Genomic DNA, 26,383 nt, shown 5'->3' on the forward strand with positions numbered 1-26,383 from the left:
GAATCTCAGTAAACTAAATAGATAACTAAAATACCTATTAAAGAACATAAAAGAGATACAGAAGTAGAGTCTCGTGACTTTAGTCACGAGTAGTTCAAAGAATCGGTGTGGATAATGAATACCACGCAACAGCATACAAAACTACTCCACGAGCTAGATTAAGACCTATACCGAATTCAAATAGAGATGAAAATACTGTTAAATCAGGTTACGGTTTTAACTACAGTGCAGACAGATGGAGAATTATTACTGACTACGATAATCCACAATTCAATGGTCAATCAGATTTAGTTAGACCGAATAAGACTACTAATATCAGGCTTAATAGAAGTTTAGCAGCTAATACGCAAAACTTCGACCCTAATGTAAGATTTGATAGTGCAAGAAATGCACCGAATAAGTCATCATCTAAAAACTCAAGATATATAAATGAAAGATTAAGAACTAATATTGTCAATTCAACATTTGATAGAGATTTAATTTCAAGATTTGTATCACCAAATAAAGATGATCCAAGCATTATGAGATTACAAAGAAATACTGGAACACAATCCGGTATAAGCGGTGGAAGAATTACGAGAAATGGTTCAGCAATACAAATGGAAACTGAATTTGAATCAAGCTCTGACCCAAATAGGTACTACCACGCATATTGGGTAACAAGAGGTGAACCAAACTTAATTCCGGCATATAGACCTGGTCCACTTCATTATATTCATCTTGACTACAGAAGTGGCAGTGATTATGATGTTTATTCAATGAATAGGGTGGTCATAAGACCTGGATTTACGATTGACGCATTCAACTCCGGCTCGATTCGAGTTGTGGGGAACATGTGGGAAGACTCTTTCTCAAGACCAGATTTTAGAAAGTCGAGGGATTTTAATATTTAATTTTTATATAAGGATAAATCAATACATATTAAAAATAAATTTTGCCGATTTGCATTAATTTTTTACATATAAAATTTAATAACCGGTTTACTATAAATGGTTAGGGTGAATATTTTTATATTTATTAATTATAATTTATCAATTCGAATGTAAAGTTTAAATGGATACTCACCGAATAAAGATTTAGGTGTTTAATTTAATTTAGTTTTTTATTTAATTTGAAAATTTTTCAAATTAAAAAGATAGAGCGGTTAAACTCTATCTTTTGAAAACATAAATATATTCATTATAATAAAAATTAGTATTATGATATAAAGTGATTTTAATATCGGTAGTTTTATAAAAAAGCTGTCTCTTATATCATAAATCAGTACAGAAAGTTTATTTCCGATTGCTGCAAGCAAAAATGTTGTTAGCTCAAGCAGTGGAAATAAAATCTTATTTATTTGAATTTTAAAAATCGTTAGTATAATAAATGTCACAAAAAATGTTGCCCATATTATTATGGGAGCTTTTATTCTCATGCGAAGCCAGATGCTGTAGGTCGAAATCATATCGACCATGAGTGCAATGAAAAACGAAAGGATAAGATTTTTTGCGATATTTGTTATTTTATTAGTCTGCAAGTTTATAAGTTATAACAACTTCAGAGCCGTCTGCAGGAAGTACGTCTTTGTTTCCTTTAAATTCAACGCTCTTTTGTTCTTCAACAGCTCCAAGTGGGTAAGCAGCATTTGATGTGATTCCTACAAAGCAGCTGTCGAGGCATGTGATGCAACCTGTGTTAAATTCTTTTGAATTGTCCATGTTGCCGCTGAAACGAATGTCGAGCGGTGTTCCGTTTGAATCAAGTACAGCTTCGTTTATATCTACATCTTTTTTGTCACCGAATGAAAGTGTTACATTTAGCTTGCTTCCTTCAGTTGTAGTTGTTGCTGCATTTTCAGCTGTCATATTGTCTCCGGCTTTTGCACCGATTTCAAGAAGTCCGTTATAGAAATCTGTCGGAGTTACAGGTGTTTTAAAAAGCGCCATGTCAGCAATTTTTCCACCTTCAGAAATTGCCATATGTCTTGTAACTTCGTCAAAATATTTTCCGTTTACTGTTGCAAGAATGGAAATTGTCTTTGCTTCTTTGTCAACAACGATAGGGTTTTCCTTTGAAACTTCCATTTTGTTTTCTTCTGTGGTGGTTGTTTCGGTTGTATCAGTTGTTTCAGTTTTTGTTTCGTCGACAACTTTGTCGTCTTTCGGTTTGTTTGTGCAGGCTGTAAATGAAAATACTACAGCTACTGCAATTAAAAATAATCTTTTCAATTTGATCTCCTTTTCTAATTTATGCCTTCCCAAATATTATACCACTATGTGAAAAAAATGCAACACTTGTTCATGAATATTTATAAAGATTAGTCGGATATAAAATTGAATTAGAGATTTTATTGTAATTTATGCACTTTTAAAATGGGTAAATATATGTTAAAATAAGATTTAAGATTTATATTTATGCAGATATTTATAGGAGGAATTTTTTTGGATATATATAATATTAAAAAGATAAATATTCCGATAATAGCGCTAAGGGGCATAACTGTTTTTCCGGACACTACAGTCAATTTTGATATAGACAGTCCGAAAAGTGCAAGGGCGCTTGAGGTTTTAAGTGATAAAAATAATATGATTTTTGTTGTTTCTCAGAAGCAGGCGGACCTATTAAATCCGAAAGCTGAGGATTTATTTGAGTATGGCACAATTTGTACGGTTGAACAATTCGGTCAAATGCCGCAAGGCGGAATTAGAATTTTAGTCGATGGTAAAATGAGGGGGCGTATAGTCGAATTTACGGAAACAAATGATTATTTTGAAGCAAATATAGAAGGACTTGAATTGAGAGAAGACGCATTTTCTGATTTTTCAGAAGAAGGAGATGCACTTTTAAGGCTTATAAAAAAAGATGTGGAAGAATATTCAAAATTAAATTCGAGAATTGCAGAAAAGTCAATTGCACAATTTATGGAAGAGAATGACCCGGAGAAGGTTGTAAACATTGCATCTTCTACAATTCAAATTAGCACGAGTGAAGCTCAAAATGTTTTAAGTGAACTCGACTTTGAAAAGCGCGCGATTTTACTCCACACTTATTTTTTGAGAGAAATTGCAAATTTGAAGATTGAAAATGAGATAAATGTTCTTGTACAATCTCAAATGAATAAAACGCAAAGAGATTATTATCTTCGCGAAAAGATAAAAGTTATCCAAGATGAACTTGGTGACGGCGAAAATATTCAGGCTGAAGTTGATGATTTAAGGGAGAAAATTGCTGAAAAGAATCTGCCGAAAGAAGTTGAAGAGAAGGCATTAAAAGAAGTTAAAAGACTTTCTCAAAATGCATTCAATCAAGCTGAAACAGGTGTAATTAGAAGCTATGTGGATTGGATTTTAAGTCTACCGTGGACCGAGTCGAAGGATGAAGCTGTAGATCTTGAATACGCAAGAAAAGTCTTGAACGAAGATCATTATGGCTTAAAAGATATCAAGGAAAGAATTCTGGAATATTTGGCTGTAAAAAAACTTAATCCGAAATCAAAGGGGAACATTCTTCTTTTTGTAGGACCACCTGGAGTTGGAAAGACCTCGATTGCAAAGAGTATCGCAAGGGCACTTGACAGAGACTTTGTCAGAATGAGTCTGGGTGGAATCAGAGACGAAGCTGAGATTAGAGGACATAGACGAACATATATTGGTGCGATGCCGGGAAGAATTATTTCTGGAATGAAAAAAGCGGGTTCAAATAACCCGGTATTTTTGCTTGACGAAATCGACAAGCTAAATTCGGATTTTAGAGGGGACCCTGCAAGTGCACTTTTGGAAGTTTTGGACCCTGAGCAAAACAAGGATTTTGTGGATAACTATTTGGACCTTCCGTTCGATTTGTCGCAGGTATTTTTCGTCACAACTGCAAACAGTTTAAATATACCGCCGGCACTTCTTGACAGAATGGAAGTTATACGTCTTGCGGGATATACAAATGATGAAAAGCAAAAAATAGCAGAAAAATTTCTTGTAAAGAAACAAATGGCGAATAACGGAGTTAATACAACGAATTTCAATATTACTCCGGGTGCTATAAAAGAAATTATAGAATATTACACGAGAGAGTCGGGGGTCAGAAATCTCGAAAGAGAAATTTCATCGGTTATAAGAAAAGCGGCTGTAAAGATTGCAGAAGGAGAAAAAGAAAAAGTATCCGTTACGATAAATATGGTTCAGGATATGCTTGGTCCAAGAAGGTTCTCTATAGATGAACTTGGAAAGAAGGATAGAATCGGAGTTACAAATGGTCTTGCATGGACAAGCGTTGGAGGAGTCACTCTTCAAGTTGAAGCGATTGCTACACCGGGAGTCGGGAAACTCACACTCACCGGAAAACTTGGGGATGTTATGAAAGAATCAGCAGCCGCTGCAGTTTCGTATATAAGAAAAAATGCAAAGAAGCTTGGTGTCAAGGAAGATTTTTATAAGAAAACAGATATCCACCTTCATGTTCCGGAAGGGGCAGTTCCAAAGGATGGACCTAGTGCAGGTGTAACGATTGCAGTTTCAATTTTATCTGCACTTACAGAAAAACCGGTTGACAGAAATGTTGCTATGACAGGAGAACTTACTTTGACAGGTAGAGTGCTTGCAATTGGTGGACTGAAGGAGAAAGTCTTGGCAGCTCTAAGAATGGGGGCAAAGATTGTTGTACTTCCTGAAGAAAACAAAAAAGATATGGTTGAGATTCCGGATGATGTAAAAGAAAAGCTGGAATTTAAATTTGTGAAGGATGTAGGTGAGGTGTTCAAAATTGCCATTAAATAATATAAAAAGTGCAGATTTAGTTCAAATTGCAGTAAAACCTGACCAATATCCGGATGAGAGCTTGCCGGAGATTGCTTTTGCAGGACGAAGCAATGTAGGAAAGTCAAGTCTACTAAATGGCATAATGAACAGAAAATCGCTTGCAAGAACTTCTTCAAAACCGGGTAAGACAAGGACGATAAATTTTTATGGAGTTAATGATGAGATTAGGCTTGTTGACTTGCCGGGATATGGATATGCAATTGCTTCACAAAAAGAAAAAGAAAATTGGAAGGTTTATATAGAAACATATCTTGAGAGCAGAAAAAATTTAAAAGGAATTGTGCTTGTGGTCGATATAAGACACGAGCCGACAAACGATGACAAGATGATGTATGATTATATAAAGCATTTCGGATTCAATTGTCTTATTGTTGCGACAAAGGCTGATAAGATCGCAAGAAGCAAATATCAGGGGGCAGTTTCGAAAATTCGAAAAAAACTGGAAGCAAAGGATGAGATTTTGCCGTTTTCAAGTTTGAACAAATTCGGAATAGACAGAGTTAGAGAAAAGTTGGACGAGATGGTTTAAAAGTAAAGGAGCGGTTTTATGGCTGAAAAATTTAATACAAAAAAATATGTAGACGAATTTTACAAAAGAATTGCTCAAAACAATAGAGTTTCCGACGAAGAAAAGCAGCGTGCGGTCGCTTATTCTCTCGGATACACCGACGAGGATATTGAACTTGGCGGAGATCTTGGTCTTGGCTGTGGTAATCCGATTCAAAACGCAAAACTCAAAGAAGGGGATTGGCTTCTCGATTTGGGTTGCGGAAAAGGCGTTGACGTTTTTAAGGCGGCAAGAGAATTAAATGGAACCGGAAAAGCTGTCGGTATTGATAGACTTCCGGAAATGATTGAAAAGGCCAATGCTATACGGGACAAAAGGCATTTCGACAATGCGGACTTTGTTGTGTCGGATATTGACAATATAAATCTTCCGGATAACACTTTTGACGTTGTAATTTCAAACTGTGTTATAAATCTTCTCGAAGATAAAGAGAAAGTTTATAGAGAAATTTTCAGGGTTTTAAAGCCGGGTGGACGAGTTTCAATAAGTGACATTATTCAAATAAAGCAACTTCCGAAAAATATTCTCGCAGATCCGATTTTTCACGCAACATGAGTTGGGGGCTCAATCACTTCAGAGGCTCTGAAGACGATTCTTCAAAAAGTCGGATTTATGCCGTACACAATAGTCGAGGAAGATTTAACACCGGAATATTTAAACAAATGGGGTCACGAAGGCCTTGACGAATTTATAAAGAGGGGGAAAATTTTGGCAATTAAGCCGGAATAAAATGGAAATGATTGGAAGAGTAACGCTAACTTTTATATTCTTGCATTTAATTGTATGTATTTTATATTTTGCAAGTAATTTCTATAAGAAGAGTGACTTTCTGAGCTTTTTAAAAGGGCTTAGTTGGATAAATCTTGGTGGCGTATTAGTTATAATCGGAATAATCTATAATAAAATTAGAAAGACTAATGAGGGTTTTGGAACAATGGGAATTGTTGAACTATCTCTTTTACTTTTTCTAATGGTTGGTTATTCGGGATTTATAACTTATAAATTAAATTTTAGTAAAAAGACAAACTAAAAGCCTGATTCATAATGAACCAGGCTTTTTTTATTTTACATAAACTTTTAAAAATGTTTTCTTACCCTTTTGAATAATGATTTCATTCTTCAATTCTTCAAGAGAAACAGTCATTGATGGATCGATTACCTTCTCGTCATTTATACTTATTCCGCCACCTTTTACAAGGTTTCTGCCTTCGCTGTTGGACTTGCAAATTCCTGTTTCAACAAGAAGATTTAAAAGCCCAATGCCTTCAGTTGCTTTATTTGCATCAAGTTCAAATTCAGGCATATTTTCAGCATTAATTTTTCCGCTGAAGAGTGCACGTGCAGTATTTATAGCGTTGTCAGCTTCTTCTTTGCCGTGAATATCTTTTGTGATTTCGTATGCAAGAATTTCTTTTTGTCTGTTTATATCTTCTTCTTTTTCAATTCTTTCAATTTCATCAAGCGGAAGGAATGTAAGGACTTTCATAAATCTTATAACATCTCTGTCGTCGACATTTCTGAAATATTGATAGAAGTCAAATGGCGAAGTTTTTTCTTTGTCAAGCCAAACTGCATTACCCATAGATTTTCCCATCTTGACACCGTCAGCGGTGGTGAGAAGTGGGATTGTCATATTGTAAACGGTTCCATTTTCAAGCTTTCTTACAAGTTCATAACCGCCAAGCATGTTGGACCATTGGTCATTTCCGCCGACTTGAAGCGTACAATTTTCTTCTCTATATAGTTTCAAAAAGTCGTAGGATTGCATGAGCATATATGAAAATTCAAAGAAAGTTAACCCCTTTTCAAGCCTTGTTTTGTAGCAATCGAATTGGAGCATTCTATTAACACTGAATTCTGTTCCTATTTCTCTTACAAAATTGAGGAAATTAAGATCCAAAAGCCAGTCTTTATTGTTCATAAAGATACCGTGTTCGCCGTCCATATTTAAAAGGCTTGAAAGTTGTCTTTCAAAACATTCTGCATTATGGTCGATAAATTCTCTTGACATAAGCTTTCTCATGTCGTTTCTACCGGACGGGTCACCAATCATTGTTGTGCCGCCACCAATCATGCAAATTGCTTTATGTCCATGTTTTTGTAAATGTTTAAAAAGGCAAATTAATAGGTAGTGACCGACCGTTAATGAGTCTGCAGTGCAGTCAAATCCGGCATAGAAAGTGAGTTTTCCGTCATTTAATTTTTCTTCGAGCTCTTCCGGGTATGTCATTTGTTCAATAAACCCGCGGGCTCTTAGTTCATCAACTAATTTCATAAATTCCTCCTTAAAAATATAAAAGCCCATGAATAAAAGGGCATCAAAACGCGGTACCACCTTTCTTCATGGGATAATTCCATCTCTATAACTTTTAACGCAAGTAAAACGTATACGTATTTCTCGTATAAAAAATTCCCGTCCGTATTAACGGTATTTAAATTATATATTATTATTTTTAAATTGTCAAGTTTTTGATGTTTAGTATTAATAATTGTGGGGTAAGAAATATATAGAATCATTAAAGGAGGAATTAATAATGATTGAATTAATTAAATTACCATATGCATACGATGCATTAGAACCTGTTATAAGTAAAGAAACAATCGAATATCATCACGACAAACACCACCAAGCTTATGTAAACAAGCTAAATGAATTGATTGAAGGAACTGAACTCGCAGATATGCATCCTTGTGAAATTTTGAAAAACTTGGACAAGGCTCCTGCAGATAAAAAACAAGCAATAATCAACCAAGGCGGTGGAGTTTACAACCACAACGTTTATTGGACACAACTTGCAAAAGACGGACAAAAAGAACCAAAAGGTGAATTGAAAGAAGCTATTGACAAAGCTTTCGGCTCATTTGATGAATTTAAAGAAAAATTTGAAAAAGCTGGTGCTGGACAATTCGGTTCAGGTTGGGCTTGGCTCGTTGAAAAAGACGGAAAACTCGAAATCATGACCACAGCAAACCAAGATGCACCGATTTCAAAAGGATATAAAGTACTTCTAAACAACGACGTTTGGGAACACGCATACTATATTGACTACAGAAATAAGAGAGCAGAATATCTAAAAAAATTCTGGGACATCGTTGACTGGAGCGTTGTTGAAGAAAGATTTGTAAAATAAATAGTTTAATTTAAAGAAATTAATAAAAACTCGTCATTTTTGACGAGTTTTTTTATTATTTGTATAAATATCATTTTGGTCTTTAAATTACTCGTTATATTTGCTATAATTAAGTTGGAGGACAAGAATGATTTATACATTAACAGCAACATGCCATTTTGGAACAGAGGCAGTTTTAAAAAGAGAAATACTTGATTTGGGCCTCGAGATAAAGAGTGTGACCGATGGGCATATAGAATTTTACGGTACGAGCGCCGATATATTTAGAGCAAACCTTTGGCTTAGAACAGCGGAGAGGGTTCATATTAACTTGCTTGAATTCAACGCTTATACTTTTGATGAACTTTATGAGAATGTGTTCTCTTTAGATTGGGCAGACATTTTGCCGGAAGATGCAAATTTTGTAATTAACGGTAGAAGTTACGAGTCTAAACTTTTTTCAATTTCAGATTGTCAAAGAATCACTGAGCGTGCAATAATTGATAAGCTCAATTTAACATATAATAAAGACTATTACGAAAAAACAGGAAAAAAATTTAATTTTGAAATCAGTATAAACAGGGATCATGCAATTTTATATCTCGACTCTTCAGGAGCGGGACTTCACAAAAGGGGATATAGAAAAATGCAAGGAGCTGCACCTATAAAAGAGACGCTTGCTGCAGCTATGATAAATTTAAGTGTCTGGAACAAAGACAGACCGCTTTACGATCCTTTTTGCGGCTCAGGAACAATTCCTATTGAAGCTGCTATGATTGCCAGAAATATTGCACCGGGAATTTTGAGAAGATTTTCGTGTGAACATTTCGAATTTTTGGATTTGTCAGAGTTTAGAACTATTAGAAAAGATGCTAAAGCAGCAATTAATAAGGATATGGCTCTTAATATTACAGGCTCTGATTATGACAGAAATATGATTATGATAGCTAGAGATAATACCCAAAACATCGGGGTTGAAGATATTTTTCTCTTCACAAAGGAAGTCAGAAAAGTCGAAATAGATGATGAATATGGTGTCATTATAACAAATCCTCCATACGGTATAAGGCTTGATGATGAGCTTCTTGACAGGACGTATGGAAATTTTAAAACGCTTATAGATAAATTACCAACTTGGAGCACGTATATTATAACTGACTATGAAAAGTTGGAAACTGTGCTTGATAGGAAAGCAGATAAAAATAGAAAGTTATACAATGGAAAGATAAAGACTTACTATTATACATTTTTGGGTCCAAGACCGCCAAAGGAGTATTATGAAAAACTTTAACTTAGTTGATTTAAATAGCAATCTTGATGTTCTGAATTTTTTGCCGGATTGGGTTAAAATTACGAGTGTAAACGGCGTGGTTATTTTTGCAAATAAACCTCTTGTTAATAAGCTCAATTTCGATCCTCAAGGAATGAAGATTGACGATTTGAAAACAACAAAATTTAAAGAAATTTTCAGTGTTGGAATTTATCCATCAGATTTTAAAGAAGACGATATGAAAAAATCGGATTTGAAATATGATGGAAAAGTTTATGATGTTTTAACGGCACCTATTAGAGATGATTTCGGAACAATTACGGCATATGTTGACATATATAGAGATATGACTTCTTTAAAAAATATACAGAATGAAATCACATTTAAAAATGAAATAATGAATAAGGATCTCACTCTGACAAAGAAAATTCAGGAGTCGATTTTGCCGGTAGATTTAAATTTCGGCAGACTAAAGGTGGATTATATGTATTTGCCATGTGAGCAGCTTAGTGGTGATATTTTTGACGTTATAAGTATAAATAAAAATATTACAAGTGCATATATTTGCGATGTCTCGGGTCACGGAGTTCCTGCAGCAATGGTTACGGTTTTTGTCCGAGAAACCATGAGAAATCTTCAAGATTATCACAGCAGTGCTTATGATTTGACTGAGCTTCATCGTAGATTTTTAGATCTGAGACTTGACATGAGTCAATATCTTACGATGTTTCATGTTTTGATTGACACAAACGAACAAACTATTTCGTATTCAAATGCCGGTCATAATTGTCCGATGTTTTTAATAAGACAAAATGATGTTACCAGAATTGAAATGACGGGAAAACCGGTATGCAACTATTTTGAAAAGATATACTTTAAAGAAAAGGTTATAAGATTTAATCCGGGTGATAAGATTTTACTTTTCACAGACGGGATAAAGGAAACACAAAACAAAGACGGAGAAGAATATGGACTTGACAGAGTTGAGAGTATTATAAGGACAAAGCCGAACGACATTTTGAAGACTCTTAGGAGGTCGCTCGATTATTTTAACAGTGGTGTAAGATATGACGATATGTGTGCAGTTTTGATAGAATTTAAGGATAAAGGTGATGTTTAATTGAGATTGGATAAGTTTTTAAAAGTTTCAAGAATAATAAAAAGAAGAACTGTTGCAAAGGACGCTGTGGTAAACGGGTTTATTAAACTGAACGGAAATCCTGCAAAGCCGGGTTCTGAAGTTAAGTTAGGCGATGTGATTAGCTTTGAAAGTAACAGAGGGAATTCAAAATTTGTGGTTATAGGATTAACACAAAAAGATGAAGCATATGTGAGAATGGCAAATGAAAACGAATAGTTTATATAGGCTAATTTTTGCAACTGTAATAATTATTTCTTTTGCAGCTTTTGCTGTTGGGTTCTACAATAATTTAAATGAAAAGTCTCGTTTGAAAAAAGAAAAGGCTAGCCTTGAAAATGATTTAGAAGAGCTTAACAGTAAACTAGAAACAATAAATTATGATTTGGAGAACTCAGATAGTTTGCAATTTATTGAAAAAGAGGCACGTGCACTTGGTATGATTAAGCCGGGAGAAACCATTATTATAGATATGGATAAAGAAAAAGGCGGAAAAGAAGAAAATAATGACTAAATTGATTGATAATTATTCGATTTAGTGGTAGAATATATGTAATATACGTCCTTGGAAATAGGCGATTTATTAAATCCCAAAGCGAACTTGAGACGGTGAGAGTCAAGTGTTTTTAATAAATAAAAAGCCATAACATGTTTCTTTATTGGACAATCGTTCGCTCGCGATAAGAGCATCTAAGTATTAGAAGGGTTGGCACCTACGAAGATTTCTCGTACCTTTTCGGTTAGAGGAATCTATTTTTTTAAAATCAATGGAGGTAAATATGGAGATAAAAAGTTTATTTGAAAAAGCTGTCGAACTTGATGGAAAGGCTGTTGAAGCGGAAGGTTGGGTAAGGAATCTTCGCGATTCAAAGAGCTTTGCATTTATAGAATTGAATGACGGAACAGATTTTAGATCTGTGCAAGTTGTAATGGATGAAAATACAGAAAATTTTGAGGAACTTAAAAAACTATATCTAAGTTCAGCTATAAGGGTCAAAGGAACTCTTGTTATGACGCCGGAAATGCAACAACCTTTTGAAATAAAGGCAACTTCAATTGTAGTTGAAGGAGAAAGTACTGCTGATTATCCGCTTCAACCGAAAAGACACACAAGAGAGTATCTTAGAACAATTGCACATTTAAGAGCAAGAACTAATTTATTCAGAGCAACATTCAGAGTTAGAAGTGTTTTGGCTTATGCTATACACAAGTTTTTCCAAGACAGAGGTTTTTTATATGCACAAACACCTCTTATTTCAGCTTTTGACGGGGAAGGGGCAGGAGAGATTTTCCACGTCACAAATCTTGATTTAAAAAATATTCCGAAAAATGATGATGGAAGCGTTGATTTTTCACAAGATTTCTTTGGAAAACCTGTAAACCTTGCTGTTACAGGACAACTTGAAGGCGAAACAATGGCTCAAGCTTTCAGAAATATATACACATTCGGACCGACTTTCAGAGCTGACCATTCAAACACAAAGAATCACTTGGCTGAATTTTGGATGGTTGAACCGGAAATGGCATTTTGTGATTTAAAAGGCAATATGGATGTCGCTGAAGCTATGATGAAATTTATTATCAGATACACTCTCGATACATGCCCTGAAGAAATGCAATTTTTGGACAAATTTGTAGAAAAAGGTTTGATCGAAAAACTTGAAAAAATTGCAAACAGTAATTTTGCACGTATAACATATACCGAAGCAATTGATATAATAAGACATGCTGACCACAAATTCGATGTTATACCAAATTGGGGAGATGATCTTCAACGTGAGCACGAAAGATATTTAGCAGAAGTTCATTCGGACGGACCGACGTTTGTTACGGATTATCCAAAGGAAATAAAGGCATTTTATATGAAGCTGAATCCAGATGGAAAGACCGTTGCAGCTTGTGACCTACTTGTTCCGGGCATTGGAGAAATCATAGGCGGAAGCCAAAGAGAAGAAAATTATGAAGTTCTTTTGAATAAAATGAAAGATTTCAAATTGAATGCTGAAGATTATTCATGGTATTTGGATTTGAGAAAGTATGGTTCAACAATCCACTCAGGATATGGACTCGGTTTTGAAAGAATGGTTATGTATATGACAGGAGTTGACAATGTTCGTGACGTTGCACTCTATCCAAGAACTGTAAACAATTGTGAATTTTAGGAGTTATTATGGAATATAATCATCAACAAATAGAAAAAAAGTGGCAAGATAAATGGGCTGAAACTCATGTTTTCGACGCCAAAGAAGATTATGATAAAAAGAAATACTATCTACTCGTTGAATTCCCTTATCCTTCCGGACAAGGGCTTCACGTCGGACATCCAAGAAGTTATACCGCTCTTGACGTTGTTGCTAGACTAAAGAGAATGCAAGGATTCAATGTCCTATTTCCAATCGGCTTTGACGCATTCGGACTTCCAACAGAAAGATATGCAATAAAAAATCATATGGATCCGGAAGTTGTAACAAAGAAAAACATTGAAACATTTAAACATCAATTGACAAGTCTTGGAATCAGTTTCAGTTGGAACAGGGAAATAAATACAACAGAGCCGAGCTATTATAAGTGGACACAATGGATTTTCCTTCAAATGTATAAGAAAGGTCTTGCCTACAAGGAACAAATGTCAATAAATTGGTGTCCGGACTGTAAAATAGGTCTTGCAAACGAAGAAGTTATTAATGGTTGCTGCGAAAGATGTGGTCATACTGTTGAACACAAAGTTAAAAATCAATGGATGCTTGCAATTACAAAATATGCTGACAAACTTGTAGATGGGCTCGATACGGTTCAATATATTGAAAAAGTTAAGACACAACAAAGAAATTGGATTGGTAGAAGCTACGGCGCTGAAATTAATTTTAAAACTACAAATGGTGATTCTGTTAAGGTTTATACAACTAGACCGGACACTATTTTTGGTGCGACATATATGGTTTTGAGTCCGGAACATCCACTTCTTGCAAAATGGGATTTGAAAAACAAAGACGAAGTTAAAGCATACCAAGAAGAGGCAAGAAGAAAAAGCGACTTTGAAAGAGCAGAACTAAACAAAGACAAGACTGGAGTTTGTCTTGAGGGTGTAAAAGCTATAAATCCTTTCACAAATAAAGAAATCCCAATTTTTATTTCGGATTATGTTCTTATGACATACGGCACAGGTGCAATTATGAGTGTTCCTGCACATGATACAAGAGACTATGATTTCGCAAAGAAATTTGATTTGCCGATTGTGGAAGTTATAAAAGGTGGAGATATTTCAAAAGAAGCTTACACCGATACAGCTGAAGGGGAACTTATAAATAGCGGTGAATACAACGGCCTTTCTGTCGCTGAAGCTAAGGAAAAAATTCTTGAAAGATTGCAAGAAATGGGAATTGGTGATAAAAAGGTAAACTTTAAACTCCGCGATTGGGTTTTCAGCCGTCAAAGATATTGGGGGGAACCGATCCCTATGGTTTATTGCGAAGACAAGTGGGTTCCGATGAACGAAAAGGATTTGCCGCTCACACTTCCACATGTTGACAGTTACGAACCGACTGACTCCGGCGAAAGTCCACTTGCACTTATTCCGGAATTTGTAAATACGACATGCCCGAATGACCCAAGCGTTCCTGGAAAGAGAGAAACTGACACGATGCCGAACTGGGCAGGGTCAAGTTGGTATTATTTGAGATACTGCGATCCGCACAATGATGAAGCACTTGCCGACTATAAAAAACTTAAATATTGGCTTCCGGTCGACTGGTATAACGGTGGAATGGAACACACTACACTCCACCTTCTCTATTCGAGATTCTGGCACAAATTCCTCTACGATATTGGAGTTGTTCCAACCGAAGAACCGTATATGAAGAGAACTTCACACGGTATGATTTTGGGCGAAAATGGCGAAAAGATGAGTAAGTCCAGAGGAAATGTTAGAAATCCGGATGAATACGTTAAGGAATATGGCGCAGATGCTTTAAGACTTTATGAAATGTTCCTAGGGGACTATGAAAAGAGTGCACCTTGGAATGATGACGGTCCTAAACAACTGAGAAAGTTTGTTGAAAGAGTTATAAGACTTTTGGATGTAACAGTTGATGGCGATGAAATTAGAAAAGAACTTCTTCCGATTTTCCACATCACAATTAAAAAAGTTACAAACGACTATTTGACTCTCAAATACAACACTGCAATTGCTCAAATAATGACTCTTGTAAATGAGATTTATTTAACCGAAAAGATTAATAAATGTGAATTTAAGACATTAATTACTCTACTAAATCCGGTTGCACCTCATATAACTGAAGAATTGAATGAAAGATTGGGATTTGACAAGATGATTTGTGAATGCGAATGGCCACAATATGATGAAGATTTAACTGTTCTCCAAACAATTGAAATCCCGGTTCAAATCAATGGAAAAGTTATAGAAAGAATAAAGATCGAAAGAGATATGGAAGAAGCAAAAGTTATAGAACTTGCTCTTGCTCTTGAAGATATAAAATCTAAAACTGAAGGCAAAACAATTGTTAAGAAAATTTTTGTTCCGAACAAAATTTTAAATATTGTTGTGAAGTAGGTGAAGTATGCCGATTATTATAAAACCTAAAGTTGAGGATTATATTAAAGTTGCACTTAGAGGAATTTATACAGGGAAATCATTTAAGAGAAGTCTTTGGATGCAAAGACTTACTCTTCCTGTCATTGCGATGCTTCTTGTTTTGCTCGCAAAGCCGATTGTGCCTTTAAATGTTCTAATAGCAGCTGTTATTTCGGCGGTGTGGATTTACTTTATACCAGAACTTTTTAAGAAGAATATAAGAAAGAAAATTGAAAGAGCTTTTCTTGCAAAAGCAAGCACAGACAGTTCATTTTTGCAAGAATATAAGATAGACAAAATAGAAGGTGGACTTGAAGCATTTAGAGGTGAGAATAGATTCATTGTTTTATTTGACAATATGAGCGAATATAATGTCGAAGATGATTATATTTATATTCTTTCTCAAGATAAGGAATTTGACTTTTTAATTCCTAGTCATGCTTTTAAGACAAAGGAAGAATTTGAAGGGTTCAAGGAAGCACTTGACAGACAAATTCAAATTGCAATTAGGAAGTGATATTATTAAAAAGGCAATAATTTTAGCGGCCGGTGAAGGCTCGCGAATGAAATCGTCAAAGTCTAAAGTGCTACACATGCTTTTATTTAAGCCACTTATTATGCACGTTTTTGACTCTGTAAAAAATGCAGGATTTGACGAAATTATAACAGTGCTCGGCACAAAAAATATTGATGAAGCGGCACCGGTTCTTGAAGCAAAAGGCTCTAAAATAGTTAAACAAGAGCTTGGCGAAGGAAAGCCATACGGAACGGGTTATGCCGTAAAGCTTGCAAAAGATTTTATTAAAGAAGAAGACTCTTTAATGGTTTTATATGGGGACACACCCCTTATTGATTCAAAAGTTATTGAAGAGTTCACAAAATTTCATAATGAAGAAAAGTCTGATATAACTGTCCTTTCGGCTATTTTGGATGATCCGAAAGATTATGGGAGAATTGTTCGAGAAAATGGCGAATTCAGTGCGATTGTTGAAAAGAAGGAGTTAAATCCGAATAAGACTTATACAAATGAGGTCAACTCAGGAATATATCTTTTTAGCGGTAATGCATTTTTAAAAACAATCGACCTAATAAACGACAACAATCTCAAAAAAGAGTATATGATTACAGATACAATAAAATATGCCAAGGAAATGGGAATGAAAGTCAGTGCCTATGTAACTAGTGATACAGATATAATTTTAGGCGTGAACGACAGAGAGGATTTATATTTCTGTGAAAGAGCTTTGATTAAGCGTGAAAATAGAAAGAGAATGCTTTCGGGTGTAATGATTCATAATCCGGATCTTACAATGATTTCTCCTGATGTTAAAATTGAACAGGATGTTGAAATCTTTGGAGAATGTAAAATCTATGGGGAAACAGTAATAGAATCGGGCACGGTTATTGAATCATCGACTTTAAAAAATATGAAAATTGGAAAAGATTGTCACATTATTAATACTGTCGCTGAAGATTCAGTTGTTGGGAACAATGTTTCATATGGTCCATTTTCAAGGATAAGACCTAATTCCGTTATAAAAGATGGAGTTAAAGTTGGAAATTTTGTTGAGGTCAAAAATTCAACTTTGGGCGAAGGCACAAAGGCAGGACATTTGGCATATATTGGGGATGCCGATGTTGGAAAAGGTGTTAACATAAGCTGCGGAGTTATATTCTGCAATTATGATGGAAAACATAAACACAGAACCGTTGTTGGGGATAATGCTTTTATAGGTTCGAATGTAAATTTGGTTGCGCCTGTGGAGGTTTCGAATAACGGATTTGTGGCTGCGGGCTCAACTATCACGAAGCCTGTGGAAGAGGATGAACTCGCTATAGAGAGAAGTGAGCAGAAAAATATTAAAGAATGGGTGAAGAAAAAGGGACTTCACAAGGAGGATTTTTAATGATGGGTTTTTATAAGGGAATTAAAGTACTTACAGGAAATGCAAACAGAAAATTAGCTAAAGACATTTGCGATAAAATGGGAATCGATTTACTTGACTGCGATGTAACGACTTTTTCAGACGGAGAAATAAATGTTGAAATCAACGAAACAGTTCGTGGATGCGATGTATTTATTATTCAACCTACACACAGCCCTGTAAATGACAATTTGATGGAAACTTTGATTTTGATTGATGCATGCAAGAGAGCAAGTGCCGGTAGAATTAATGCGGTTATTCCATACTATGGATATGCAAGACAAGACAGAAAAACTCGTGCACGTGAACCAATCACAGCCAAACTTGTTGCAAACCTTTTAGAAAAAGCCGGTGCAGACAGAGTTGTCACTATGGACCTTCACGCAGGACAAATTCAAGGATATTTTGACATTCCTGTTGACCATTTGTCAGCAATTCCTGTTTTGGCTGATTATTTCAAGGACAAAATTGATGAAAATTCAACTGTTGTAAGTCCTGACTTGGGTGGAGTTACAAGAGCAAGAAATTTTGCAAACAAATTGAATTTACCTATTGCAATTATTGAAAAGAGAAGACCAAGACCGAATGTTTCAGAAGTTATGAATGTTATTGGAGACATTAAAGGAAAGACTTGTATTTTAGTTGATGACATCATTGATACAGCCGGAACAATATGCCAAGCTGCGAAAACTTTGAAAGAAATGGGAGCAAAGGAAGTTTACGGATGTGCAAGCCACGGTGTTTTATCTGGCCCTGCAATTGAAAGACTTCTTGATAGTGATTTAAAAGAATTTGTTATCACTGATTCAATTCCACTTCCTGATCTTCCTGAAATTAGAGATAAAATTAAAGTTGTATCTGTTGCAGAAATGTTTGCAAAAGCACTTTCAATTATCTCAAACAACGAATCAATCAGTAAAATATTCGACTAATGAAAGTTATTGTTGGGCTTGGAAATCCGGGCGCAAAGTACGAGCTGTCAAGACATAATGCCGGATTTTGGGTTTTGGATAATTTTGCTGACAAACATGGAGTGTCGATTGATAAACCGAAATTTAATGCACTCGTCGGTGAGTTTAATAAGTCAGGTGAAAAAATAATTCTCGTTAAACCTATGACTTATATGAATGAAAGCGGGGTTGCGGTTTCTGAGATTTTAAAATTCTACAAACTCGATTTATCTGACTTGATAGTTGTTGTAGACGACATTGAAATTGAACTTGGTACTCTTCGCATCAGAAAGAAAGGTGGCAAGGGCACACACAATGGACTCAAGTCGATTTTTAATCATCTTAAGTCAGACGACTATATAAAGGTGAAACTTGGAGTCGGAAAATTTATGAGGGATTGTGATTTGGCAGATTTCGTACTTGCTCGTCCACCAAAAAAGGATTCTGAAATTATTGATCTCCTTGTTAATAAGGCGGTCGATTCACTAGATGCAATTCTCGATATTGGAATTGATAATGCTATGAATAATTATAATGGTAAAATAGAAATTAATGGATAAATTATTGGAAAGAATAAAAAAAGAGCCTGTTCTTGAAAGTTTTTTGAGGGCATATAAAGATGGGATGTCGGCACTTATTAGTGGTGTAGGCGATGAATTTTTGGATTATCTTATAACCCTTGTAGCGGGTGAGGATAGGCCTTTTTTTGCTGTATTTCCAACAGAGGCGGAAGCAAAACAATTTGTAGATAGAATAAATGAAGAAGAAATTGTTTGCGAATATATGCCGCCACGAGAAAAAATTTATTATGAAATAAAGGTAATTGACGATAAGGTTCAAAAAGACCGCTTATCTGTTTTTCAAAGAATGATAAACGGTGAGGTAAAGCTGATTGCACTTTCGCTTTTTACTCTATATGACTTCAATTTGAATTTAGACTTTTATAGAGATAAAATTATTAAAATTAAAAAAGGTGACAGATTTAATTTTGAAGAGCTTATTTCAATGCTTATTTCCAGTGGATTTAAAAGGGAACCGGAAGTCAGTTCGAGAGGTGAATTTAGTCTTCGAGGGGATATTGTAGACATTTTTCCTATTTGTGGAGACGGGCTTGTTAGAATTGAATTTTTCGATGACGAGGTTGACACAATAAGGCTAGTTGATTCTGACAGCAGACTTTCGACTGAGTATATAGATGAGGTTGAAATTTTTCCGAGCGAAGAACTTATAATCGACGATTATACAAAAAAGTCACTCATTGACGGAATTTTACAAGATTTAGAGAAAAAAGAAAATAGAGAGGACTATAAAAAGTTCGATATTATTTTAGAAAAGCTTCGAGACGATTCATATTCCAGTGAACGTGAAATTTTGTTTTCGTATTTTCCGGAAGAGCTTAAAGTTCGGACTTTTGATTTGGTAAAGGACTATAATATTCTTTTTATTTATCCGGATTTAGCGAAGAAAGAAATTTTAAGTTATTATGAGTATTTGGATATGGAGCTCAGTCATTTATATTTGAGTCACGAAATAATGGACGAGGATATTTATGGAGACAGACTTTTTGAACCGGATGCGATTAAAGAAATTAAGAATCGTTCATTTTATGTTTCGGGACTTCCATATAATATAAATGATGTTTTAAATTTCGAACTTAAAATAAAAAGTGTTCCGAAATACGGTCGCGATTTCAATGAGATTTTTAAAGACATTTCAAAATATGAAAATGAAAAATATAGGATTTATTTGAGTGCGAGTGACGACGTTAAGATAAAAGCTGTTGAAGAAAGTTTTTTGGAACACGGTTTTCCTTATACTTACGAAGACAGTGACGAAAATAATATTGTAATAACCAAGAAGTCAATATCAAATGGTTTTGTGCTTCCAAGTATTAATTTGGTTGTATTCGGTGATTTAAATATTTTTGGCTTCGGTGAAAAAAGAGGAAAGCGAAAAAAATCCAAGTCATCTTCGAACTTGCGTATTCAGGATATAAATGTAGGAGACTATGTAATTCATGAAGACCATGGGGTTGGTGAATATAACGGCGTTAAAACACTTGATATAAAGGGCGTGAGAAAAGATTATCTTGAAATTTTATACAAGGATAAAGATAAGCTTTATTTGCCTGTCGAAAATATAAATCAAATTGACAAGTATACATCTAAAGAGGGAGCAAAACCTAGAATTTATGGTTTGGACAGTATTCAATGGAAGAAAACCAAAGAAAAAACTAGAAAAGCAATAAATGAAATGGCAAGAGAGCTTATCGAGCTTTATGCCGTAAGAAGCAAAAAAGAGGGATTTCAGTTTAGTAAAGATACGGAATGGCAACATGAGTTTGAAGACAGTTTTAAATATGTTGAAACGGAAGGTCAGCTTATGGCGATTGATGAAATTAAAGCTGATATGGAATCAAAAAAGCCGATGGATAGGCTCCTTTTAGGAGATGTTGGATACGGTAAGACTGAAGTTGCACTTAGGGCTGCTTTCAAAGCCATAATGGACGGGAAACAAGTTGCAATGCTCACACCTACGACACTGCTTGCGGAGCAACACACGAAAACAGCAGAGGAAAGATTTAAAAACTTTCCTGTGAAAATCAGAAATTTAAGTCGTTTCAGAACAAAAAAAGAAATAGATAAGACGGTAAAAGACCTTGCAATGGGGCAAGTGGATATGGTCATCGGGACGCATAGGCTTTTATCAAAAGATGTAAAGTTTAAAGATTTAGGTCTTCTAATAATAGACGAGGAGCAAAGGTTCGGAGTAAAACACAAGGAGAGAATTAAGTCGCTTGCGGAGGACGTCGATGTTTTGACGCTTTCAGCAACGCCAATTCCTAGAACGCTTTCTATGAGTTTGTCCGGTATACGATCGATGTCGGTTATTGAAGAACCACCGCACAACAGAATACCGGTACAGACTTATGTTTTGGAATATAATGAGAATATTATTAGAAGTGCTGTTTTAAAAGAAATTAATCGTGGCGGTCAAATTTTCTTTTTATACAACGATGTAAAAAGTATGGAAGTAATAAAGGGAAAACTTGAAGAGCTTATTCCGGAAGCAAGATTTTTTATTGCAAATGGACAAATGTCGGAGAGAGAACTTGAAGATGTATTTTATAGATTTGAAAATAAAGAGTCGGATGTTTTAATCACGTCAACAATTATTGAGACGGGTATGGATCTTCCGAATGTTAACACATTGATTGTATACAATTCCGATAGATTTGGGCTGTCCACACTTTATCAGCTGAGAGGAAGGGTTGGAAGAAGCAATAGACTTGCCTATGCATATTTTACTTACGATAAGTCACGTTCCATTTCAGAAAAAGCTATAAAAAGACTCATGGCGATGAAAGAATTTACAGACTTTGGGAGTGGATACAAGATAGCGATGAGAGACCTTGAACTTAGAGGGGCGGGAAATGTATTAGGACTTAGCCAATCTGGGCACATGGCTGAAGTTGGATATGAACTTTATATGAAATATTTAAATTATGCGATTGGAGAGCTTCAAGGAAAACCTGTGCGTGAAACATTAAATACAAAAATTGATTTTATGGTTGAAAGTGCAGTACCTGAAGGATTTATAGAGGACACGTATATAAGAATGGAACTATATAGACGCATTTCAAATATTCAGACATTTAAAGAAAAAGATGATCTGACTGATGAAATTATTGACAGATTCGGTGATATACCGGAAGCTCTAATAAATCTACTGAATATCGGGCTCATAAAAAATATTGCAAGTAAACATTTTGTAAAAAGTATTATTGAAAATAACAATATAATAAAAATAGACTATGCACCGGAAATGCTTGACGATGTTGATATGGCAAAGCTTCTGAAAGATTTTCCGGATGGGCTTAGATTTGATTCCAAATTGCCGATAATAAGAATTTCTATAAAAGTCAATGCAATTGAAACGGTGTATAAATTTTTTAACAGTGCTTTTGGAGTTTAGGGGGGAAGATGAATAAATATATATATTTAATATTATGTATTCTTTTTTTGACTACCGGATGCTCAAGACCTCCGAAGGACGTAGTTGCCTCAGTTGATGACGAATATATAACTGAAGAGGAATACAATCCGTATAAAGAAGAACTGGAAAAACTTTCTCTCGGTGATATAAAGTTTTCTTCATCTGAAACAAGTGCTATAGAAGGACTCGTTGACAGAAAAATTGTAGATAGGGAGTTTAAAAAAGCTGGATTTACATTGGATGAATCAGAATTTAAAAATTTCAAAGCTTCTTATATTGAAAAAACTATCGGCGAAGATGCCTTTAATGAATTTTCAGAATATAAGAGTTTAAATAAAAATGTTTTAGATGATTTTTTAATAAATAAATTCAAAATTGATAAACTAAAAGAAAAATTTGCGAAAGAATTTAATCTTACTGATGATAATTTGAGAAACGAATACCAAAACAAATCTGCAAAATATGATTCATATAAGCTGCAATTTATATTTATGAAGGATTTGGAAAAAATGAAAGAGAATGTTTTACCTATGAACTACGGGCTAGATATACTGGCCACTCTTTATAGCGAAGAACCAGTTTCTGCATCAAATGGAGGAATCGTTGACGAATATCACATTGGAGAAAAAGAACCGAAGTTTGATTTAACTATTCAATCTTTAGATAGAGGAGAAACGAGCGATATAGTTGAAACAAAAAATGGATACTATATTATAAAACTTATTGATATAAACAGCGGATTTGAAAATCACAAAGAAGCTGTTAGAAATAATTTGATAGCTATAAATTTTAAACACTATATGGATAACATAAGAAGGAATGCAAAAGTTAAAATTTATCGTGATTTGACGACTGAATAGTATTGCATTGATTATTTTTTTATGATATAATTGTAGTCAGGATATTTTAAAGGAGGAAAAAATGGCTAATATTAAATTAGAAGCTAAGAATAGAGCCGAATTTGGTAAGAACCGTGTAAACAAGTTAAGAAACGAAGGTCTTATCCCGGCAGCTATTTTTGAAAAAGGCACAGAAACATTGCCTATTACGATATCATCAAGAGATTTTGAAATTGTATATAGAGAAGCAGGCGGAACATCAATCGTTGACGTTAATGTTGAAGGTAAAGCACACCCGACAATTATTAAGGAAATCGATAGACACCCGTTTAAGAATCAAATTCTTCACGTTAATTTCCAAGGTGTTAACATGAACGAAGCAATTAAGGTTGAAGTTCCTATTGAATTTGTTGGCCGCGACAGCATCAAAGCACAACCATCAGTATTCAATGCACTTATAAATGAACTTCACATTGAATGTTTGCCAGGGGATCTACCTGACACAATTGAAATTCCTGTTGAAGGAATGCAAATTGATGACGTAATTTATGTTAAAGACTTAGAAATTGCTAAGAACAAGAAAATTACAATTTTGGTAGACCAAGACGAACCAGTTTGTTCATTGGCACCACAACAAGAAGTTGCAGAAGAAGAATCTACTGAAACAGCTGCCGGTGATGTACCTGTTGTTGGTGAGGAAAACAAAGAGGAAGAATAATCCACAGAATTTAAGGAACCGTGACTTTTCACGGTTTTTTTATTAAAGAGGTTTTTATGAGTAAAAATAAAAAATCATCAATTGGGAAAAATGCTGCGATACTCGGTTTAGCAGGAATAATTGTAAAAATTTTCGGGGCTATCTATAGAATACCGATGACGGCTCTTATTAAAGATGTCGGTATAGGATATTTTCAATCTGCATACCCGATTTATGAAATAATGCTTGCGATATCTACGGCGGGTTTACCTGTTGCTGTTTCAACAATTGTTTCAAGGGAGATTGCTAAAGAAAATTACTTGAATTCAAAAAAGACTTTTAAAGTTGCATTTTGGTTTATGGCATTTTTAGGAACGCTTCTTGCACTTCTTCTTTGGATATTTGCGAAACCACTTGTAAATTTCTTGGGAAATCCGGGAAGCTATTACTCTATGCTTGCATTAATTCCTGCCATGGTATTTAGTCCACCGCTTGCAGCTATGCGTGGTTACTATCAGGGACTTGAACTTATGACCTCGACTGCAATAAGTCAGATTATTGTTCAAGGAACAAGAGTTGCAACAGGACTATATCTATGTTATCTTTTGATTCCGTATGGTCTTGAAGCATCGGCCGGCGGAGCATCTGCAGGAGCAGGAATCGGGGCATTTCTCGGGGTTATGTTTATGCTTTTAGTGCATAAAAAACATAAAAGAGAAATCGGAGATTCTTTAAATACAAATAAAGATAATGTGATGAATTCCAAAGGAATATTAAATGAGCTTATTAAGATTGCCATTCCGATTTCTATAGGGGCTGCAATATTGCCGATTATGGACACTATTGACATTCGTCTTGTTATGAAGGGACTTTTAAAGGCAGGTTTTTCACTTGAAGAGGCCAATCTAAGATTCGGATGGTTGAAGGGTATGGCTCAAACACTTATCAGTCTCCCGCAAGTTATAGGTATTGCACTCGGGGTATCAATGATTCCGGTTGTTTCAAAACTTTTTACATTGAAAAAAGATGAACAACTTGTAAAAAAAGTTTCCAGCATAAATAGAATTACTCTATTCATTGCGTTTCCGGCAATGTTCGGATTATTTTCACTTAGTGAACCTATAATAAGACTTTTATATGGTTCAACCGGGGCTGAAGCAATTGAAGGAACTGCGAGAATCCTAAGAATACTTTCGCTTTCAGTTCCGGCTCTGATGCTTATAAACGTAAACACATCAATTCTTCAGGCTGTTGTAAAAGAAAAAATTCCTGTAATAAATTTGGTAATTGGTGGAATTTTTAAAATAATTTTGACATATGTTCTTACACAAAGACCGGAGGTAAATGTGTATGGAGCAGCAATAGGTACTGTTGTTTCATTTACAATAACAGCTTTATTGGACATCTATTATGTCAAAAAGGAAATAGGTCTTAAAATGGCTTATAAAACTTTTATAAGTGTCATTTCATCAGCACTTATGGGTGGAATAGCATATATGGTTTGGAAAGCTTTAAACGCAAGATTATCGTCGAACATTGCCACTTTAGTTGCGGTCATGGTAGGAGCGATTATTTATGTGTCAATATTATTTGTAACAAAAACTGTCACAAAAAGAGATTTGGAGGAAATTAGAGAGTGAAATTAACAATAGTTGGATTGGGATTTGGTGAGAAAAAAGGAATAACACTTGAGGCAATTGAAAAGATTAAAAGTTCTTCAAATGTAATTTTAAGAACGAAACATCACCCGACGGTTGAGTTACTTGATGAGATGGGAATTAAATACAAAACTTGCGATGAACTATATGAAAAAGCGAACAATTTTGAAGAATTGTATAGAAGTATTGCAAAAAAAGTTCTTGAAGAAAGTAGGGAAAAAGACACGGTTTATGTTGTTCCGGGAGCACCGTCAATCCTTGAAAGTACAGCGTTTCATATAATAAAAGATGAACCTGATGTGGAAATTGTTGAGGCTGTAAGCTTTATTGAACCTTGTGTTACTGCATCGAAAGTAGATATAGGCGAAGGTTTAGTTATGGTGGATGCAGTCGATGTAAATTTCTTTAATTTAAATCCGAATTTTAATATTATGATAACACAATTATGGAATGAGTTTATTATTTCCGATGTAAAACTCGCTCTTATGGAAGTTTATGGCGATGAATATGAGATTGAAGCTATTTATAGTGCCGGCATTAAGGGAGAGGAAGAGGTTAAGAAACTCAAGGTTTATGAGATGGATAGAATCTTAAAGCCTGACATAAGACTTTCGTTGGTAGTCCCAACTTATAAAGGAAATAACTTTTTGCAACTTTTGAATGATGTTTCAAATTGTGACAATTTTAAAAATATTGATAAATTTGATATAGATCCGGAATTAAAATCGGCAGTATTAAAACTATCCGAAAGCTATAAAAATTTAAAAAATCTTGTCGATGAAGGTTATTATGAAATGAATGAAGTCGTTTTAGCCTTAAAAACAGTAATTAATCGCATATAATCATAA

At 34.8% G+C, this 26,383-nt stretch carries 24 protein-coding genes; 21 read left to right on the plus strand and 3 right to left on the minus strand.

The genetic code is table 11. The features are described 5' to 3' along the window. Positions 1-107 precede the first annotated feature (107 nt). A complete protein-coding gene (locus tag C7381_RS03915) occupies positions 108-893 on the plus strand; it encodes a hypothetical protein (protein ID WP_116479969.1) in 786 nt (261 codons plus the stop codon). A 251-nt stretch (positions 894-1,144) separates the two neighbouring features. On the opposite strand, the gene C7381_RS03920 is transcribed toward C7381_RS03915, so the two are convergent. Continuing rightward, positions 1,145-1,519: a hypothetical protein gene (locus tag C7381_RS03920; RefSeq protein WP_116479970.1), complete on the minus strand. Its 375-nt coding sequence runs from the start codon at positions 1,517-1,519 to the stop codon at positions 1,145-1,147. Continuing rightward, positions 1,509-2,210 (minus strand): YdjY domain-containing protein, encoded by a 702-nt coding sequence (locus C7381_RS03925; RefSeq protein WP_245893738.1) that lies wholly within the window; start codon positions 2,208-2,210, stop codon positions 1,509-1,511. Before C7381_RS03925 ends, C7381_RS03920 begins: the two co-directional genes overlap by 11 nt. Positions 2,211-2,423: 213 nt before the next feature. On the opposite strand from C7381_RS03925, the gene lon reads away from it, so the two are divergent. The 4 genes from lon to C7381_RS03945 all read left to right on the plus strand — a co-directional run bounded on the left by lon (position 2,424) and on the right by C7381_RS03945 (position 6,391). Then, positions 2,424-4,751 carry an endopeptidase La gene (gene lon / locus C7381_RS03930; RefSeq protein ID WP_342748621.1) on the plus strand — a complete coding sequence of 776 codons (2,328 nt, stop codon included), beginning with the start codon at positions 2,424-2,426 and terminating at the stop codon, positions 4,749-4,751. Further along, entirely contained in the window at positions 4,738-5,322 is a 585-nt protein-coding gene (gene yihA / locus C7381_RS03935; protein WP_116479972.1) for a ribosome biogenesis GTP-binding protein YihA/YsxC, read from the plus strand. The genes lon and yihA overlap by 14 nt, the downstream gene beginning before the upstream one ends. A gap of 18 nt (positions 5,323-5,340) precedes the next feature. Further along, the gene (locus C7381_RS03940) at positions 5,341-5,916 is read left to right on the plus strand and encodes a methyltransferase domain-containing protein (RefSeq protein ID WP_116479973.1); all 576 of its coding nucleotides are present in this window, start codon (positions 5,341-5,343) and stop codon (positions 5,914-5,916) included. Between the two features lie 181 nt (positions 5,917-6,097). After that, positions 6,098-6,391: a hypothetical protein gene (locus C7381_RS03945; protein WP_133240923.1), complete on the plus strand. Its 294-nt coding sequence runs from the start codon at positions 6,098-6,100 to the stop codon at positions 6,389-6,391. 30 nt (positions 6,392-6,421) lie between these two features. Here C7381_RS03945 and tyrS read toward each other — a convergent pair whose 3' ends face one another. Further along, a complete protein-coding gene (tyrS, locus tag C7381_RS03950; RefSeq protein WP_116479974.1) occupies positions 6,422-7,636 on the minus strand; it encodes a tyrosine--tRNA ligase in 1,215 nt (404 codons plus the stop codon). A 256-nt stretch (positions 7,637-7,892) separates the two neighbouring features. Here tyrS and C7381_RS03955 point away from each other — a divergent pair, with 256 nt between their 5' ends. From C7381_RS03955 to C7381_RS04030, 16 genes are all read left to right on the plus strand, one after another. Beyond that, entirely contained in the window at positions 7,893-8,492 is a 600-nt protein-coding gene (locus C7381_RS03955; protein ID WP_116480090.1) for a superoxide dismutase, read from the plus strand. 127 nt (positions 8,493-8,619) lie between these two features. Next, entirely contained in the window at positions 8,620-9,762 is a 1,143-nt protein-coding gene (locus C7381_RS03960) for a THUMP domain-containing class I SAM-dependent RNA methyltransferase (RefSeq protein WP_116479975.1), read from the plus strand. Beyond that, positions 9,749-10,861 carry a PP2C family protein-serine/threonine phosphatase gene (locus C7381_RS03965; protein WP_116479976.1) on the plus strand — a complete coding sequence of 371 codons (1,113 nt, stop codon included), beginning with the start codon at positions 9,749-9,751 and terminating at the stop codon, positions 10,859-10,861. The genes C7381_RS03960 and C7381_RS03965 overlap by 14 nt, the downstream gene beginning before the upstream one ends. Beyond that, a complete protein-coding gene (locus C7381_RS03970; protein WP_034545456.1) occupies positions 10,862-11,098 on the plus strand; it encodes an RNA-binding S4 domain-containing protein in 237 nt (78 codons plus the stop codon). Continuing rightward, positions 11,085-11,393 (plus strand): FtsB family cell division protein, encoded by a 309-nt coding sequence (locus C7381_RS03975; protein WP_034545453.1) that lies wholly within the window; start codon positions 11,085-11,087, stop codon positions 11,391-11,393. Before C7381_RS03970 ends, C7381_RS03975 begins: the two co-directional genes overlap by 14 nt. A gap of 265 nt (positions 11,394-11,658) precedes the next feature. After that, on the plus strand, positions 11,659-13,041 hold the full coding sequence (gene asnS, locus C7381_RS03980; protein WP_412616372.1) for an asparagine--tRNA ligase: 1,383 nt from the start codon (positions 11,659-11,661) through the stop codon (positions 13,039-13,041). A gap of 5 nt (positions 13,042-13,046) precedes the next feature. Further along, positions 13,047-15,449, plus strand: a complete 2,403-nt coding sequence (gene leuS / locus C7381_RS03985; protein WP_116479977.1) for a leucine--tRNA ligase — start codon at positions 13,047-13,049, stop codon at positions 15,447-15,449. A 7-nt stretch (positions 15,450-15,456) separates the two neighbouring features. Continuing rightward, positions 15,457-15,987, plus strand: coding sequence for a hypothetical protein (locus C7381_RS03990; protein WP_116479978.1), 531 nt, complete (start codon positions 15,457-15,459; stop codon positions 15,985-15,987). Beyond that, a complete protein-coding gene (gene glmU / locus C7381_RS03995) occupies positions 15,908-17,377 on the plus strand; it encodes a bifunctional UDP-N-acetylglucosamine diphosphorylase/glucosamine-1-phosphate N-acetyltransferase GlmU (protein ID WP_081935415.1) in 1,470 nt (489 codons plus the stop codon). The genes C7381_RS03990 and glmU overlap by 80 nt, the downstream gene beginning before the upstream one ends. 2 nt (positions 17,378-17,379) lie before the next feature. After that, complete coding sequence (locus C7381_RS04000; protein ID WP_034545668.1) at positions 17,380-18,327, plus strand: ribose-phosphate diphosphokinase; 948 nt, start codon at positions 17,380-17,382, stop codon at positions 18,325-18,327. Then, entirely contained in the window at positions 18,327-18,905 is a 579-nt protein-coding gene (gene pth, locus C7381_RS04005) for an aminoacyl-tRNA hydrolase (RefSeq protein ID WP_034545444.1), read from the plus strand. Before C7381_RS04000 ends, pth begins: the two co-directional genes overlap by 1 nt. Then, a complete protein-coding gene (gene mfd / locus C7381_RS04010; RefSeq protein ID WP_116479979.1) occupies positions 18,898-22,320 on the plus strand; it encodes a transcription-repair coupling factor in 3,423 nt (1,140 codons plus the stop codon). Before pth ends, mfd begins: the two co-directional genes overlap by 8 nt. A gap of 8 nt (positions 22,321-22,328) precedes the next feature. Beyond that, the gene (locus C7381_RS04015) at positions 22,329-23,201 is read left to right on the plus strand and encodes a peptidylprolyl isomerase (RefSeq protein WP_116479980.1); all 873 of its coding nucleotides are present in this window, start codon (positions 22,329-22,331) and stop codon (positions 23,199-23,201) included. Positions 23,202-23,262: 61 nt separating this feature from the next. Continuing rightward, entirely contained in the window at positions 23,263-23,898 is a 636-nt protein-coding gene (locus C7381_RS04020) for a 50S ribosomal protein L25 (protein ID WP_116479981.1), read from the plus strand. A gap of 56 nt (positions 23,899-23,954) precedes the next feature. Then, the gene (locus C7381_RS04025; protein ID WP_116479982.1) at positions 23,955-25,517 is read left to right on the plus strand and encodes a putative polysaccharide biosynthesis protein; all 1,563 of its coding nucleotides are present in this window, start codon (positions 23,955-23,957) and stop codon (positions 25,515-25,517) included. Beyond that, complete coding sequence (locus C7381_RS04030; protein ID WP_116479983.1) at positions 25,514-26,377, plus strand: SAM-dependent methyltransferase; 864 nt, start codon at positions 25,514-25,516, stop codon at positions 26,375-26,377. The genes C7381_RS04025 and C7381_RS04030 overlap by 4 nt, the downstream gene beginning before the upstream one ends. Positions 26,378-26,383 lie beyond the last annotated feature (6 nt).

This window comes from Ezakiella coagulans (assembly GCF_003096635.1).
Lineage (GTDB): Bacteria > Bacillota > Clostridia > Tissierellales > Peptoniphilaceae > Ezakiella > Ezakiella coagulans.

Excerpts from the sequence above, each read along its gene's own strand:
- C7381_RS03965 (WP_116479976.1), top strand. The coding sequence starts at position 9,749 with ATGAAAAACTTTAACTTAGTTGATTTAAATAGCAATCTTGATGTTCTG.
- C7381_RS03960 (WP_116479975.1), top strand. The coding sequence starts at position 8,620 with ATGATTTATACATTAACAGCAACATGCCATTTTGGAACAGAGGCAGTT.
- C7381_RS04015 (WP_116479980.1), top strand. The coding sequence starts at position 22,329 with ATGAATAAATATATATATTTAATATTATGTATTCTTTTTTTGACTACC.
- C7381_RS04025 (WP_116479982.1), top strand. The coding sequence starts at position 23,955 with ATGAGTAAAAATAAAAAATCATCAATTGGGAAAAATGCTGCGATACTC.
- asnS (WP_412616372.1), top strand. The coding sequence starts at position 11,659 with ATGGAGATAAAAAGTTTATTTGAAAAAGCTGTCGAACTTGATGGAAAG.
- C7381_RS03990 (WP_116479978.1), top strand. The coding sequence starts at position 15,457 with ATGCCGATTATTATAAAACCTAAAGTTGAGGATTATATTAAAGTTGCA.
- tyrS (WP_116479974.1), bottom strand. The coding sequence starts at position 7,636 with ATGAAATTAGTTGATGAACTAAGAGCCCGCGGGTTTATTGAACAAATG.
- pth (WP_034545444.1), top strand. The coding sequence starts at position 18,327 with ATGAAAGTTATTGTTGGGCTTGGAAATCCGGGCGCAAAGTACGAGCTG.
- C7381_RS03945 (WP_133240923.1), top strand. The coding sequence starts at position 6,098 with ATGATTGGAAGAGTAACGCTAACTTTTATATTCTTGCATTTAATTGTA.
- C7381_RS04020 (WP_116479981.1), top strand. The coding sequence starts at position 23,263 with ATGGCTAATATTAAATTAGAAGCTAAGAATAGAGCCGAATTTGGTAAG.
- C7381_RS04000 (WP_034545668.1), top strand. The coding sequence starts at position 17,380 with ATGGGTTTTTATAAGGGAATTAAAGTACTTACAGGAAATGCAAACAGA.
- glmU (WP_081935415.1), top strand. The coding sequence starts at position 15,908 with ATGCTTTTAAGACAAAGGAAGAATTTGAAGGGTTCAAGGAAGCACTTG.
- C7381_RS03940 (WP_116479973.1), top strand. The coding sequence starts at position 5,341 with ATGGCTGAAAAATTTAATACAAAAAAATATGTAGACGAATTTTACAAA.
- C7381_RS03975 (WP_034545453.1), top strand. The coding sequence starts at position 11,085 with ATGAAAACGAATAGTTTATATAGGCTAATTTTTGCAACTGTAATAATT.
- mfd (WP_116479979.1), top strand. The coding sequence starts at position 18,898 with ATGGATAAATTATTGGAAAGAATAAAAAAAGAGCCTGTTCTTGAAAGT.